The 13,782-nt window shown below is 69.9% G+C and carries 18 protein-coding genes; 2 read left to right on the top strand and 16 right to left on the bottom strand.

Annotation, left to right across the window (positions count from 1 at the left end; all coding sequences use genetic code 11):
- Window positions 1–144 precede the first annotated feature (144 nt).
- Entirely contained in the window at window positions 145–648 is a 504-nt protein-coding gene (locus tag ACIBQZ_RS03030; protein ID WP_396086741.1) for a DinB family protein, read from the top strand.
- Window positions 649–906: 258 nt separating this feature from the next.
- On the opposite strand, the gene ACIBQZ_RS03025 is transcribed toward ACIBQZ_RS03030, so the two are convergent.
- The 4 genes from ACIBQZ_RS03025 to ACIBQZ_RS03010 all read right to left on the bottom strand — a co-directional run bounded on the left by ACIBQZ_RS03025 (window position 907) and on the right by ACIBQZ_RS03010 (window position 4,868).
- Window positions 907–1,092, bottom strand: a complete 186-nt coding sequence (locus tag ACIBQZ_RS03025; RefSeq protein ID WP_396086740.1) for a hypothetical protein — start codon at window positions 1,090–1,092, stop codon at window positions 907–909.
- A 28-nt stretch (window positions 1,093–1,120) separates the two neighbouring features.
- Window positions 1,121–2,368 carry an IS4 family transposase gene (locus ACIBQZ_RS03020; RefSeq protein WP_396086739.1) on the bottom strand — a complete coding sequence of 416 codons (1,248 nt, stop codon included), beginning with the start codon at window positions 2,366–2,368 and terminating at the stop codon, window positions 1,121–1,123.
- Between the two features lie 198 nt (window positions 2,369–2,566).
- The gene (locus ACIBQZ_RS03015) at window positions 2,567–4,222 is read right to left on the bottom strand and encodes an ABC-F family ATP-binding cassette domain-containing protein (protein WP_396086738.1); all 1,656 of its coding nucleotides are present in this window, start codon (window positions 4,220–4,222) and stop codon (window positions 2,567–2,569) included.
- Between the two features lie 31 nt (window positions 4,223–4,253).
- On the bottom strand, window positions 4,254–4,868 hold the full coding sequence (locus ACIBQZ_RS03010) for a class I SAM-dependent methyltransferase (RefSeq protein ID WP_396086737.1): 615 nt from the start codon (window positions 4,866–4,868) through the stop codon (window positions 4,254–4,256).
- Between the two features lie 107 nt (window positions 4,869–4,975).
- Between ACIBQZ_RS03010 and ACIBQZ_RS03005 the strand changes: the two genes are divergently transcribed.
- Window positions 4,976–6,328, top strand: a complete 1,353-nt coding sequence (locus ACIBQZ_RS03005) for a hypothetical protein (RefSeq protein ID WP_396086736.1) — start codon at window positions 4,976–4,978, stop codon at window positions 6,326–6,328.
- Here the strand turns inward: ACIBQZ_RS03005 and truA are convergent.
- The 12 genes from truA to ACIBQZ_RS02945 all read right to left on the bottom strand — a co-directional run bounded on the left by truA (window position 6,317) and on the right by ACIBQZ_RS02945 (window position 13,751).
- Window positions 6,317–7,132, bottom strand: coding sequence for a tRNA pseudouridine(38-40) synthase TruA (gene truA / locus ACIBQZ_RS03000; protein ID WP_396086735.1), 816 nt, complete (start codon window positions 7,130–7,132; stop codon window positions 6,317–6,319). The two genes, ACIBQZ_RS03005 and truA, sit on opposite strands and share 12 nt — an antisense overlap.
- A 101-nt stretch (window positions 7,133–7,233) precedes the next feature.
- Window positions 7,234–7,803: a 50S ribosomal protein L17 gene (gene rplQ, locus ACIBQZ_RS02995; RefSeq protein ID WP_396086734.1), complete on the bottom strand. Its 570-nt coding sequence runs from the start codon at window positions 7,801–7,803 to the stop codon at window positions 7,234–7,236.
- Between the two features lie 65 nt (window positions 7,804–7,868).
- Window positions 7,869–8,891: a DNA-directed RNA polymerase subunit alpha gene (locus ACIBQZ_RS02990; protein ID WP_396086733.1), complete on the bottom strand. Its 1,023-nt coding sequence runs from the start codon at window positions 8,889–8,891 to the stop codon at window positions 7,869–7,871.
- Window positions 8,892–8,974: 83 nt separating this feature from the next.
- On the bottom strand, window positions 8,975–9,601 hold the full coding sequence (gene rpsD / locus ACIBQZ_RS02985) for a 30S ribosomal protein S4 (RefSeq protein ID WP_396086732.1): 627 nt from the start codon (window positions 9,599–9,601) through the stop codon (window positions 8,975–8,977).
- Window positions 9,602–9,616: 15 nt separating this feature from the next.
- A complete protein-coding gene (rpsK, locus tag ACIBQZ_RS02980) occupies window positions 9,617–10,024 on the bottom strand; it encodes a 30S ribosomal protein S11 (protein WP_015619020.1) in 408 nt (135 codons plus the stop codon).
- 17 nt (window positions 10,025–10,041) lie between these two features.
- Window positions 10,042–10,422: a 30S ribosomal protein S13 gene (gene rpsM / locus ACIBQZ_RS02975; RefSeq protein WP_396086731.1), complete on the bottom strand. Its 381-nt coding sequence runs from the start codon at window positions 10,420–10,422 to the stop codon at window positions 10,042–10,044.
- 182 nt (window positions 10,423–10,604) lie between these two features.
- Complete coding sequence (gene rpmJ / locus ACIBQZ_RS02970; protein ID WP_015619018.1) at window positions 10,605–10,721, bottom strand: 50S ribosomal protein L36; 117 nt, start codon at window positions 10,719–10,721, stop codon at window positions 10,605–10,607.
- A gap of 52 nt (window positions 10,722–10,773) precedes the next feature.
- Window positions 10,774–10,995, bottom strand: a complete 222-nt coding sequence (infA, locus tag ACIBQZ_RS02965) for a translation initiation factor IF-1 (protein ID WP_007073013.1) — start codon at window positions 10,993–10,995, stop codon at window positions 10,774–10,776.
- 206 nt (window positions 10,996–11,201) lie between these two features.
- A complete protein-coding gene (locus ACIBQZ_RS02960; protein WP_396086804.1) occupies window positions 11,202–11,750 on the bottom strand; it encodes a DUF1707 domain-containing protein in 549 nt (182 codons plus the stop codon).
- 51 nt (window positions 11,751–11,801) lie between these two features.
- The gene (locus ACIBQZ_RS02955; protein ID WP_396086730.1) at window positions 11,802–12,236 is read right to left on the bottom strand and encodes a DUF1707 domain-containing protein; all 435 of its coding nucleotides are present in this window, start codon (window positions 12,234–12,236) and stop codon (window positions 11,802–11,804) included.
- Window positions 12,237–12,241: 5 nt separating this feature from the next.
- Window positions 12,242–13,096 (bottom strand): type I methionyl aminopeptidase, encoded by an 855-nt coding sequence (map, locus tag ACIBQZ_RS02950; RefSeq protein ID WP_396086729.1) that lies wholly within the window; start codon window positions 13,094–13,096, stop codon window positions 12,242–12,244.
- A gap of 1 nt (window position 13,097) precedes the next feature.
- On the bottom strand, window positions 13,098–13,751 hold the full coding sequence (locus ACIBQZ_RS02945; RefSeq protein WP_125804098.1) for an adenylate kinase: 654 nt from the start codon (window positions 13,749–13,751) through the stop codon (window positions 13,098–13,100).
- Window positions 13,752–13,782: the final 31 nt, after the last annotated feature.

Raw genomic sequence — 13,782 nt, 5'->3', positions numbered from 1 at the left:
ACCCCCGCGCTCCTCCACTGTGGGTGGTCGCGTGCTCGCGCAGCGCCCGCACGCTGCGGTAACGGTCGCGCCGGAAATCGGCAGTGACGGCCCCCACCGGAAACCGCTGTCGCCGGCCGCGACCGGCTCGGCATGATGACGGACGTGACCGCCGACCCGAGACACGAACCGCCGCAGGTGGCCGACGAGCGCGCCACGCTGACCGGCTTCCTGCAACGCCAGCGCGACACCCTGGCGCTCAAGTGCGCGGGCCTCACCCCGGCCCAGCTGCGCGAGCGCGCGATCGACCCGTCCGGCCTCAGCCTGCTCGGCCTGGTGCGGCACCTCACGCTGGTCGAGCGGAGCTGGTTCCGTGCGGTCGTCAACGGCGAGGACTGCAAGCCGCTCTGGGACCGTCCCGACTTCGGCGAGCTCGAGTTCGACCCCGACGGAGCGGAGCCCGGCGAGGCCTTCGCGGCCTGGCGGGCGGAGTGCGCCCACTCCCGGGCCGTCGTGGCCGCCGCCGAGTCCCTCGACGCGCTCGGCTACCACAACGCAGACCCGTTCTCACTGCGCTACGTGCTCACCCACATGATCGAGGAATACGCCCGCCACAACGGCCACGCCGACCTGATCCGCGAACGCCTCGACGGCACCACCGGCGAATAAACCGCCGACCGCAACCGGCGCGGTCTATTCGCTTGCCCCACCACAAACCCTGGCCTGCCCGACAGAATCCCCCGCCGTCACCACAAGCGCGGCAGCCAGACCACTCCCGCAAGGGGATCACCCAGCCCAACCTGCAACCAGGGCGCGCGCAACCAATCCCTCAGCCGCAGCAGTCTCCAATGCAAGGCGGGGGCCGGGGGCAATGCCACTTAGCCTAAGTTGATCATGTTTTTGGGCTGGGGTTTCGTGGTGGGGGTGTCACGCGGCGAGGGCCAGTGGTAGAGCGTTGGCGAGTCTGATGGTCGCGGGACGCTCGTGGCGGGTGCCGTGGTCGGTGCGGCGTTTGACGCGGTAGGAGTTGTGCCGGGCGCGTTTGACCACGCGCGGGTAGGACCGGTTGCGGCGGACCGGGTTGAGATGACGCTTCGCGGTGATACCAGCCATGATCTTGGCGAGGATCGCGGTCTGCCGGTCAGGGGGGAAATGCCGCCGAGTCGGTGACTCGGCGGCGGATGATCCGGGCGGTCCGCAGGAACTTGACCCGGTCGGGGTCGATGTCCGCGGCGGTCGCGGCCCGGCAGATCAGGGCGCTGATCGCGTAGTGGGTCAGCAAGTAGCCGTAGATCTCCTGGCGGACCAGATCCGGGCTTTTCGAGCGCAGCACCCGCCCCGGCCCCCGCAGATGGGTCTTCAACTGGTCGTTTCCGGTTTCGTGTTCCCACCGATCATGGTAGGTCTGGGCCAGGACCTGCGACGGCGCGGCGGCCACGTCGCCGATCGTGGTGATCAGGGCGATCAGTTCGTCTTTACCGTCACCGGTGCGGTCGGGCACGGTGTACTCGACCACCCGGACTCCGACCGCCCGGTCGGGATCCAGTTCCTGCCCGGCGCGGGCCGCCGCGACGAGGGCGTCGCGGGCCTTGCCCCGGATCTTCGGGTTGATCAGCACGCTGATGTACGAGCCGTCCGGTAATGCTTCGACCAGCGGCAGCCGCAGGTCCGCTTTCACCCGCCACAACAGTTGCGCCCCCGTCGCGGCGGCGGCGTTCCACGCGGTGAACGAATAGAAACCGCGGTCAGCCAGCAACAACCAGTCGGAGTCCAGCCGCGGATACAGGGTCGCGGCGAGGCTCTGCTCCGCCTGCCGCTGAGAACCGATCACCGCCGCGACCACCGCGTGTGACGCGCACTCGGCGACGGTGACCATCCGGGCCTTCGGCAACGCCGACGGATTATCGGCCGAGCCTGTGTACCCGAACGCGGCCACGTTGTCCGGGGTGTCCGGCGCGTCCCACTCGATCCCGTCGATACTCATCAACCGCCACGGCCCCAGGAACGCGCCCCGGGTCAACTCCTCGGCGACCGGCACCGCGACCTGGTCGAACACCTCGACCATCGGCTCCGGGCCCAGCCGCTGACGCGCCGAGGTGATCCCACCCGAGGTCGGCGCCGCCCACTCCGAATCCCAGCACCCCCACCTCTCAAGGGTTTCAGTCAACCGGACCGCGACCTCTTCGTAGTCGTCGTCGGCGAACAACGCCAACGCCATCGCGAAATAGACCATGACGTGCGGCGGGAGTTTCCCATCCGAGCGGCGAGCCGCCTTACCGGTGACCTCGACCGCCTCATCGACCACCTCACGCGGCACCGAGGACGCCAACACCCCCAGCGAGATCCAGTCCGGCAACCGTCCACCCACGACCTGCGTATCCGCAACCACCCGCAGACCGTAACGCCCGCACCGGCGGACCTAGCCGCCGCGACACCACACGGCCGACAAACCCCAGCCCACCACCATGATCAACTTAGGCTAAGCGGCATTGGGGCCGGGGGTGACCACGCACGGCATAAAAACGATCCACCAGCAGTGCGTGGTCACCCCCGGCCCCCGCCGTCCAAGCGCAACCAAAGAGGGAAACTAACGAACATCCCAAACAGGAGAAGGAGTCTCCACAACCTCACCGTCGCCCTGGAACAGCACAAAGCGGTCGAAGCCCCGAGTGAACCAGCGGTCGTGAGTCACCGCGATCACCGTGCCCTCAAAAGCCTGCAAACCCTCTTCCAAAGCCTCGGCAGATGCCAGATCAAGGTTGTCGGTCGGCTCGTCAAGCAGCAGCACAGTGGCCCCGGAAAGCTCCAGCAACAGCACGAGGAACCGAGCCTGCTGCCCACCGGAAAGCGTGCCGAAGACCTGATCACCCTGCCCCGCCAGCTCGTACCGATTGAGCGCCTTCATCGCCCCGGCCCGGTCCATCCCGGACCGATGGTCGTCCCCCCGCCAGAGAATCTCCACGAGCGTCCGTTTCAGTAGCTCCGGCCGGTCGTGCGTCTGCGAGAAATGACCCGGCCGCACCCGGGCGCCGAGCCGGGCGACCCCGTTGTGCGCGACGTGCGCCAGCGGCGCCCCGTCAACCGGCTTGTTGTCCACATCGGGCGCGGTGCCGCCGGCCGCGAGCAGCCGCAGGAAGTGCGACTTGCCCGTGCCGTTGGCGCCCAGCACCGCGACCCGGTCGCCGTACCAGATCTCCAGGTCGAACGGGAAGGTCAGGTTCTCCAGCTCCAGCCCGGTGCACATCACCGCGCGTTTTCCGGTACGCCCGCCGCGCAGGTTCATCCGCAGCGACTGCTCCTTGGGCGGCAGCGGCGGCGGCCCGGCCTCCTCGAACTTGCGCAGCCGCGTCTGCGCCGCCTGATACCGCGACGCCAGCCCGTCGTTGTACGCCGCCTTGTTCTTCAGCGTGAAGACGAGCTCCTTGAGCTTCTCGTGCTCCTCGTCCCAGCGCCGGCGCAGCTCCAGCAGCCGCTCGTGGCGGTTGGAGCGGGCCTCGTGCCAGGACGCGAACCCGCCGGGATGCGTCCACGCGCTCCCGCCCTCGACGGCCACCACCCGGTTTGCCGTCTGGGCCAGCAGCTCGCGATCGTGCGAGACGTAGAGCACCGATTTTGCCGACTCCCGCAGCCGGGCCTCCAGCCAGCGCTTGCCGGGCACGTCCAGGAAGTTGTCCGGCTCGTCGAGCAGCAGCACCTCGTCGCCGCCGCGCAGCAGCAGGTCGAGCGCGAAGCGTTTCTGCTGGCCGCCGGAGAGCGTCCGCACCGGACGGTGCCGGACCTCATCCCACGGCTTGCCCAGGATGCCGACCGCCACGACATCGAAGAGCACCTCGGCGTCGTAGCCGCCGGCCTCGCCCCAGCCGGCGATCGCGTTGGCATAGGCAAGCTGCGCCTTCTCGGCGTCCGGGTCACGTTCGAGCGCGGCCTGGGCCGCGGCCAGGACCGCACCGGCGGCCCGCAGCGGCGGCGCGGCCAGCGACAGCGCCAGGTCGTCGAGCGTACGGTCGTCGCCGATCATGCCGATGAACTGGCGCATCACGCCCAGCCCGCCGGACCGCGCGACGGTGCCGATCGGCGTGGGGGTGTCGCCGGCGACCATCCGCAGCAACGTCGTCTTGCCGGCGCCGTTCGGCCCGACCAGCGCCACCTTCGCGCCCTCGCCGACCCGGAACGAGACGTCGGAGAAGAGCTCCCGGCCGTCCGGCAGCACAAATCCGACCCCGGACACGTCTACATAACCCACCCGAGCATCCTCCCTGACGAGCCGCTCGCGGTCAGTCGGTTTTCCCGGTCACCCGCAGCACCCGGAACCCCCGCTGGCTGGCCGTTCGCGTGACCTCCCAGCCCAGCGAGGTGAGCCAGGTGTGCAGCGAATCACCACCGAGGTTCCGGTTGATCACCAGCCAGATCACCCCGCCGGGGGCCAGCCGGGGCAGCCACCGCGCCAGCAGCGCGTGCAGCTCGGCCTTGCCCACGTGGGTCGGCGGGTTGCTCCAGATCTGGTCGAAGGTGACGTCGGCCGGCACCTCGTCGGGCGCCGCCACACGCACCCGGTCGGCGAGCCCGAGCGCGGCCGCGTTCTCGGCCGTCAGATCCCGGGCCCGGGAGTTGACGTCGACGGCGTAGACGGTGGTGGCCGGCGCCTCACTCGCGAGCACACACGCGATCGGACCGTAGCCGCAGCCGAGGTCGAGCAGCGTGCCGGTGGTCGCGGCGGTGGGCAGGTCACCCTTGCGCAGCAGCACGGCGGTGCCGGGGTCGAGCCGCCCGGCGGAGAACACCCCGGCCGCGACGGCCAGGTCGTAGGAGCGCCCCGCGGCGGTGAACGCGATCCGGCTCCGCTTGGCGGACGCGGCGGGCTCGGCGCTGAAGTAATGGTCGGCGGTCACGCGGTTCATCCTCCCTCAACGCCCTCCCCGCAACGACGGGAGGCCGGGGGTGGGTGCCGCACAGCCTGTGCGTCCATCGATCACGGTGCCCTCCTACCGTGGCCTGCATGCTTGGCGATCCGCACTCCCGCTCCGCCCACCGCGCAAGCCCGGCGGGTGGACTCGCGTTGCTGAGCCCCCAGGCGCTGGTCCGCCAGGCCCAGGCGGGTCAGGCCCGGGCCCGCCAGGCGATCATCCGGCAGGCGCTCGCCCGCCAGACCAGGGCCCACCAGGCGATCATCCGGCAGGCGCTGGCCCGCCGGGCCAGGGCCCACCGCGCGACAGTCCGGCGCAGCTCGGCCGTGATCACCTCACCGCCGGACCCGGCAGCCGACGACGCGGCGGCGCACCATCCGTTGGCGCGGGGGCGGCAGCGGGTCGGTTCGCCGGCGCTCGGAGCGCCGGCGCCGGGGCCAGGGCTGGCGCCAGGGCCAGGGCTGGGGCTGGGGCCAGGGCTGGGGCTGGGGCCGGGGCCAGGGCTGGGGCTGGGGCCAGGGCTGGCGCTCGAGCTGCCGGACGTGGTGCGGCTGGCCGCGGAGTTCCACGCCGGCGGCCGGCATCTGGGCGCCCCCTCGGCGGTGTCACAGCACCCTGGCACACAGTGGCCCGGCGGGCTGCCCAGGCAGCGGCGGTCATCGCACCGCGGCCCACAGTGGCCCGGCGGGCCGGCCGGGCAGCGGCGGTCGCCGCAGCGGGACCCACAGTGGCCCGGCGGGCGATGGCGGTCGCCGCAGCGGCGGGCGCCCCAGGAGCTCCAGAGGACCTTGCAGTTGCTGATGCGCGGGCTGGCCGCCCTGATCGTCCTGGCGATCGTCGGGCTGAGCGGCTTCTTCATCGTCGCCGAGGAAAGCCGCGGGCAGGAACGCGACTCCGTCGCCGCGCCCGGCGCCGAGCCGGGCATCGCGTCCCGGTCGGTCGACGCCGAGCCGCTGACCCAGCGTGAGGTGTTCCCCGAGCCCACGATCGCCGGGGGTTATCAGGTCACCATGACGCACAGCGACAGCGAGTGCCGGATCGCCACCATCGGTGAACTGGGCACCCTGCTCCGTGACTACGGCTGCACCCAGGTGATCCGGGCCCGGCTGACCGCGCCGTACGGCGGCTACCAGGTCACCACCGGGATCTTCAATCTCGCGGACGGCAGCGGCGCGGCCCGGGTCAGCGAGCTGACCGGCACTCTGGTCGAGACCGGCCGGGGCACCTTCGCCACGCTGGGCGGCTCGGCCGGCGACCCGCTGGTCGAGCCGCTGGCCCAGGTGGGGTGGCACAACCGCGGTCACTACCTGCTGTACTGCGTGATCGCCCGGCCCGACGGGCAGCTGGTCACCGATGACGACCCGTACGCGACGCGGATCACCGCCGAGCTCGTCGAGCAGTATCTCGGTGAGCAGGTTGTCGGCGGGCGGACGCTAGACCCGTAGCCGGCGGGTGGCGTCGGCCCGGTCGGCGTAGTCGGCCTCGTCCGGATAGCCCACCGCGATCAGGGTCAGCCCGTGCGCGGGGGCCACGGTGACCTCGCTGGAACGCTCCCGCAGGGTCAGCAGCCGGGCCGGCCACTCCGGGTCACGGCGGCCGTCGCCCACGGTCAGCATCGCGCCGACCAGGCTGCGCACCATCGCCTGGCAGAACGCGTCGGCCTGCACGGTGGCGATCAGCACCCCGTCCGGCTCCCGGCGCCAGTCCAGGTGGGTGATCGCGCGCACCGTGGTGGCGTGCTCCTTGCGCTTGCAGAACGCGGCGAAGTCGTGCAGCCCGACCAGACCCGCCGCGGCCTGCCGCAGCCGGTCCAGGTCGAGCGGCCGCAGCCAGCCGATCGTGTCGTACCGGCGCAGCGGCTCGGGGCCGAAGGCCGTGTTCGCCACCCGGTACTCATAGCGGCGGAAGGTAGCCGAGAAGCGGGCGTCGAACGTGGACGGTACGGGCACCACGGACCGCACCCGCGCGTCCGGCGGCATGAGCCCGGCCAGCCTGCGCACCAGCGATTCCGCCAACGTCTCCCAGGTCGGCGTGGGCAGGTTGATGTGGCACACCTGCCCGGTCGCGTGCACCCCCGCGTCGGTGCGTCCCGCCACGGTCAGCCCCAGCTCCTGATCCGGTCCGACAAGTTTCTCCAGCGCCTCAAGAAGCACCCCGGCGACGGTGCGCCGGGCGGGCTGCACGGCCCAGCCCGAGAAGTCCCGGCCGTCGTAGGAGACGTCCAGGCGCAGGCGCGTCGTGTCGGTCATGTGGGGGCCGTCCTCCGCTGGATCGTGGACAAGGAAGCCGTACGGAAAAGGAAGGCCCGGCACCCACGAAGGGTGCCGGGCCGATCAAACCTTGCCGAAGGTCAGGCCTTGGCGTCGGGGTCTTCGCCCTCGGCCTTGTCGCCCGGGCCCTCAGCGCCCTTGTCGCCGGAAGCGTTCACCGGCGGCTCGGAGTCCTGGTCGACGGACGAAGACGGAACCGTCTCCTCCTCGCGGGTGAGCGCCTCGACCTTGTCCTGCTGCGCGGCGGCCTTGCGGGCGGCCTTCTTGGCCGGCGCCGTGGTGGCCGCTACCTGCAGCTCCTCGACCAGCTCGATGACGGCCATCGGAGCGGCGTCGCCCTTGCGGATGCCGACCTTGGTGATCCGGGTGTAGCCACCCGGGCGGTTGGTGTACCGCGGCGCGATCGACTCGAACAGCGAGTAGACGACGTCCTTGTCCTTGACGACACCCAGGACCCGGCGGCGGGAGTGCAGGTCGCCGCGCTTGGCCTTGGTGATGAGCTGCTCCGCCAAGGGGCGCAGGCGCTTCGCCTTGGTCTCGGTGGTCTTGATCTTCCCGTGCCGGAAGAGCTCCGTGGCCAGGTTGGCCAGCAGCAGCTTCTCGTGCGCCGGGCTGCCGCCGAGGCGGGGACCCTTGGTGGGCGTGGGCATCTTGTTGCTCCTCGTTGAAATTCCTGCGGGGCGGCACAGCCACCCAGCTCACGCGGCAGCCGGGATTAGAGCTGCTCGGTCTCGCGGTAGTCGTCGGTGTCGTAGTCCACGTCGCCGAACGAGTCGACCACGTGCGCCGGGTCGAAGGACGGCGCGCTGTCCTTGAGGCCCAGGCCCATGCCGGCGAGCTTCATCTTGACCTCGTCGATGGACTTCTGACCGAAATTCCTTATATCCAGAAGGTCGGCCTCCGTCCGCCCGATGAGTTCACCGACGGTGTTGATGCCCTCGCGCTTGAGGCAGTTGTACGAGCGGACCGTGAGGTCCAGCTCCTCGATCGGCAGGGCCAGATCGGCGGCCAGCTGCGCGTCCTGCGGGGACGGGCCGATGTCGATGCCCTCGGCGGTCTCGTCCAGCTCGCGGCAGAGACCGAACAGCTCGACCAGGGTCGAGCCGGCCGACGCCAGCGCGGTGCGGGGCGAGATCGACGCCTTCGACTCGACGTCGATGATCAGCCGGTCGAAGTCGGTGCGCTGCTCGACCCGGGTCGCCTCGACGCGGTAGGTCACCTTCATGACCGGCGAGTAGATCGAGTCGACCGGGATGCGGCCGATCTCGGCGCCGGCGCTCTTGTTCTGCGCGGCCGTGACGTAACCACGGCCCCGCTCGACGGTGAGCTCCATGTCGAGCCGGCCCTTGCTGTTGAGCGTGGCCAGCTTCAGGTCGGGGTTGTGCACGGAGACGCCGGCCGGGGGCTGGATGTCGCCCGCGGTGACGTCGCCCGGGCCCTGCTTGCGCAGGTACATGCTGACGGGCTCGTCGTGCTCGGAGCTCACGGTCAGCTCCTTGACGTTCATGACCAGCTCGACCACGTCCTCCTTGACACCGGGGATCGTGGTGAACTCGTGCAGGACGCCGTCGATCTTGATGCTGGTGACCGCCGCGCCCGGGATGGACGACAGCAGGGTCCGGCGCAGCGAGTTGCCGAGGGTGTAGCCGAAGCCCGGCTCCAGGGGCTCGATGGTGAACCGGGAGCGGGTCTCGCTGATCGACTCTTCCGAGAGGCTCGGGCGCTGGCTGATGAGCACGTGGTTCTTCTTTCTGTCAGGGCATCCGCTATATGACGCCCGTCGGAAAGGGTGCCGGCCGGTGGGCCGGCACCCCTGTCGCCCTACTTGGAGTAGAGCTCGACGATCAACTGCTCCTGGACCTGCGTGTCGATGACCTGACGCGCCGGCAGGGAGTGGATCAGGATCTTCATCTCGCTCGGGATCGGCTCGAGCCAGGCCGGCACCCCGCGGGAACCGGACTGGGCCTGGGCGACCACGAACGGCGTCATCTCGCGGGACTTCTCCCGGACCTGCACGATGTCGTGGTCCTTCACCCGGTACGACGGGATGTCGACCTTGACACCGTTGACCAGCAGGTGGCCGTGCTTGACCAACTGCCGGGCCATGTCCCGGGACGCGGCGTAGCCGGCCCGGTAGACGACGTTGTCGAGACGCGACTCGAGGATCTGCAGCAGCACCTCACCGGTCTTGCCGGGCTTGGTGACAGCCTCCTCGTAGTAACCGCGGAACTGCTTCTCGAGCACGCCGTAGGTGCGGCGGGCCTTCTGCTTCTCGCGGTGCTGGAGCAGGTACTCGGTCTCCTTGGTCCGACCGCGGCCGTGCTGGCCGGGCGGGAAGGGACGCGACTCGAACGGGCACTTCGGCCCGTCGCACTTGCTGCCCTTGAGGAACAGCTTCATCTTCTCGCGGCGGCAGCGCTTGCAGTCCGCCCCTGTATAACGAGCCATGCTTCGATCTCTCCCTTAGACCCGGCGACGCTTAGGCGGACGGCAACCGTTGTGCGGCTGCGGCGTGACGTCCGAGATCTGACCGACCTCGAGGCCCGCGGCCTGCAGCGAACGGATGGCGGTCTCCCGGCCGGAGCCGGGGCCCTTGACGAACACGTCGACCTTGCGCATGCCGTGCTCCATGGCCCGGCGCGCGGCGGCCTCGGCGGCCAGCTGCGCGGCGAACGGAGTCGACTTGCGGGAGCCCTTGAAGCCCACCTGGCCGGACGAGGCCCAGGAGATCACAGCACCGGTCGGGTCGGTGATCGACACGATGGTGTTGTTGAAGGTGCTCTTGATGTGCGCCTGCCCGTGGGCGACGTTCTTGCGTTCCTTGCGACGGACCTTTTTGACAGGTGCTCCGGCGCGTGCCTTCGGTGGCATAAGTCAGTGCGCTCCTATTACTTCCGACCGGGCTTCTTCTTGCCAGCGACCGTGCGCTTCGGACCCTTGCGGGTACGAGCGTTGGTCCGCGTCCGCTGTCCGCGGACGGGGAGACCCCGGCGGTGGCGGATGCCGGCGTAGCAGCCGATCTCGACCTTGCGGCGGATGTCGGCGGCGACCTCGCGGCGCAGGTCGCCTTCAACCTTGAAATTGCCCTCGATGTAGTCGCGGAGCTGGACCAGCTCCTCGTCCGTGAGGTCCTTGGCGCGCTTGTTCAGGTCAATGCCGGTAGCGGTGAGCGCCTCGACAGCGCGGGTGCGACCGACCCCGAAGATGTAGGTGAGCGCGATCTCCATCCGCTTGTCGCGGGGAAGATCGACGCCGACGAGTCTTGCCATAAGTGGGCGTACTCCTCAGGTGTCTCACGGAGGTCTGTGCCAGCCCCACCCCGCCTGCCCGGGCGGGCCCCGGCCTCCGACCGGGGGTGGAACCGCGCTTCATCGTGAGACGAAACCGCGGCTGGGACGAGCTTGTTCGGTGGTACGGATCCAGAGCGCAAGGATGAATCAGGCTGAGCTGATTAACCCTGGCGCTGCTTGTGGCGCGCGTCGGTCTTGCAGATGACCATGACGCGGCCGTGCCGCCGGATGACCCGGCAGTTGTTGCAGATCCGCTTGACGCTCGGCTTGACCTTCACGGTTGTGCCTTGACTCTCTGTCAGACGGGACTAGGCAAAGCCCCCGCGACCCTTACTTGTAGCGGTAGACGATTCGCCCGCGGGTCAGGTCGTACGGCGAAAGCTCGACGACGACCCTGTCCTCCGGGAGGATGCGGATGTAGTGCTGCCGCATCTTGCCGCTGATATGAGCCAGTACCTTGTGACCATTTGCAAGCTCCACACGGAACATGGCGTTCGGCAGAGGCTCGATCACTCGGCCTTCGATCTCGATGGCTCCGTCTTTCTTTGGCATGTCCTCCGCTACCTGACATCGGGTTCTGGGGCAGGCTCACAACGTTCATCCCGGGTCGAGTGGTCGGACCGGGACCAGCCGCGGCTCCTCCGCCACCGAAGCGCTGGTGGACATGGAAGAGTGGACGCTGCGCGCCAGCTAGCCAGTGTACGCGCGCCGGTGCATCGACACCAAACCGAGGTCCCCGTAACCCGGGGTCGGGTGTGTCACGCCCGATTTTCATCCCCGTTTGTTGCCGGATGGACGCTTTCGTCCGCCTCCAGCTCAAGCGCCTTACGTTCGCGTTTGAGCTGCTTCGCCTGTTCCTTGCGGGCCTTCTTCTCGGCCTGCTTGCGCGGCTCGCCGGTGGCCAGGCCGGTCAGGGTGATGAAGATCAGCACGGCGCCCCACGGGCCGGCGACCCAGATCGGCCAGAAGTTGAGCAGCTCGCCGGCGGAGATGCTGGAGATGAGCCAGATCGCCGACGTGACCCCGACGACCGGGATCCAGCTCGCCCAGACCTCCATGACCCAGCGCCGGGTCAGCTCGGCGCTGGTGGCGTTCCCGGCGGGAGCGGCGAGGGCGCCGCGCTGGGCCGGCACCGGGAGCGCGGCCGCGGGCAGGTCGCCGAGCAGCGGCTGCAGGTCACCGTAGGTCTTGGCGGCGTACGCCTGCTGCAACCGCTCGTCGTACTCGTGCAGATCGAGCCGGCCCTCGTCCAGCGCGGCCTTCAGCTGATCTGCCACGGCCTGCCGATCGGCGTCGGCCGCTCTCATCTCGTCCCGGCCCATACCCTCCAGCATGCCAGGCACCGGCCAGCTGACGCCTCAGCGATTCCGGTGGGTGAAGCGGCTCAGCAGGCCGAGGATCAGCGGGATCAGCAGCCACAGCGGCCAGGGGTAGACGAACTCACCAGAGGCCAGGCAGGAGACGCCCCAGATGACGAAGCAGACCACCACCACGCCGCCGTACGGCCCCAGGAACGGCGGGCCGCCCGGCTTGGCCACCTGACCCACCTCGGCGGCCGGCGCGGGCGCAGCGGGCGGCTGATAGGGCTCCACGCGGGACTGTTGAGCCGGGATCGGGCCGGGCAGGTCGGTGAGGAGCCGGTCGAGCTCGCCGTACGTCTTCGCCGCGTAGGTCTGCCCCAGCCGCTCGTCGTACTCGTGCAGATCCAGCCGGCCCTCGTCGAGTGCCGCCTTGAGCCGGTCGGCTACCTGCTGGCGCTCGCTGTCGCCGGCTCGCATCTCGTCGCGGCTCATCGCATTCACTCCGGCAGGGAGGCTATTTCCGGTTGGCGGGAGGTGACCAGGTCGCCCAGCCGGGCCCGGCCGCCGTCGGGTGCGGTGGTGACCCACACGCCGTCGTCGAGCAGGGCCATCGTGTGCTCGACGTGGGCGGCCATCGAGCCGTCCCGGGTGACCACGGTCCAGCCGTCGTCGAGCTCCACCGTACGCGGCGAGCCCATCGTGATCATCGGCTCGATCGCCAGGCACAGCCCCGGCACCAGCCGCGGGCCCTTGCCGGGCTTGCCGTGGTTGAGCACGTGCGGGTCCTGGTGCATCTCGGTGCCGATGCCGTGGCCGCCGTAGCCGTCCACGATGCCGTAGCGGCCACCCTTGCGGACGGCCTTCTCGACGTTGAACGAGATGTCGGTCAGCCGGCCCCGGCCGTTGGCGGCGCCGCGGGCCGCGGCGGCGATGCCGGCCCACATGGCGTCCTCGGCCACCTGGGCCATCGTGAGCAGCGCCGGGTCGGTCTCGCCCACCCCGACGGTGATCGCCGAGTCGCCGTGCCAGCCGTGCAGGATCGCGCCGCAGTCGAGCGAGAGCAGGTCGCCCTCACGCAGCACCTGCTCGGCGGCCGGGATGCCGTGCACGACCTGCTCGTTGACCGAGGCGCAGATCGAGGCCGGGAAGCCGTGGTAGCCCTTGAAGGACGGGACCGCGCCGGCCTCGCGGATGACCTTCTCCGCGATGGCGTCGAGGTCACCGGTCGAGACGCCGGGCGCGACCGCGTCGCGCATCGCCTCCAGCGCTGCGGCGACGACCAGGCCGGCCCCGCGCATCAGCTCGATCTGCTCCGGGGTCTTCAGCTGAATGTCCAGCTGCGGACGGCGCATCTCAGCCCCCGTACGACCGCAGGGCGTCGATGGCGCGCACCGTGACGTCCTCGACCGGGCCGGTGGCGTCGATGCCCACCAGCTTGCCCTGTGCCCCGTAGAAGTCCACCAGCGGAGCGGTCTTGTCCGCGTACTCGACGAGCCGGTTCGCGATGGTCTCGGCCTTGTCGTCGTCACGCTGGAACAGCTCGGAGCCACACCTGTCGCAGATGTTCTCCTTGCTGGTCGGGTCGAACTCGACGTGCCAGATCTTCCCGCAGCCACGGCAGGTCCGGCGGCCCGAGAGCCGCCGGATCACCTCGTCGTCGTCGACCACCAGTTCCATCACCAGATCAAGCGCGATGCCGAGGTCCGCCAGTAGTTTGTCGAGCGCCGACGCCTGCGGGACGGTTCTCGGGAAACCGTCCAGCAGGAAGCCGTCGCCGGCGTCGGGCTCGGCGAGCCGGTCGCGGACCATGTTGATGGTCACCTCGTCAGGGACGAGATTGCCCGCGTCCATGTAACGCTTCGCCTCGACGCCGAGCGGTGTCCCTTGCGAGACGTTGGCCCGGAAGATGTCACCGGTCGAGATCTTCGGTACGGCGAGATGGGCAGCGATGAACTCAGCCTGGGTCCCCTTGCCGGCCCCCGGGGGGCCCACCAGTACCAGCCGCACCTACATCGCCTCGCTTCGGTGAGAACGAGCC

Origin of the sequence: Actinoplanes sp. NPDC049599, from assembly GCF_044465625.1 — a bacterium.
In the GTDB taxonomy this organism is placed as follows: Bacteria; Actinomycetota; Actinomycetes; order Mycobacteriales; family Micromonosporaceae; genus Actinoplanes.
The sequence above is the reverse complement of the archived record's forward strand: the minus strand, read 5'-3'. Positions and strand labels throughout refer to the sequence as shown.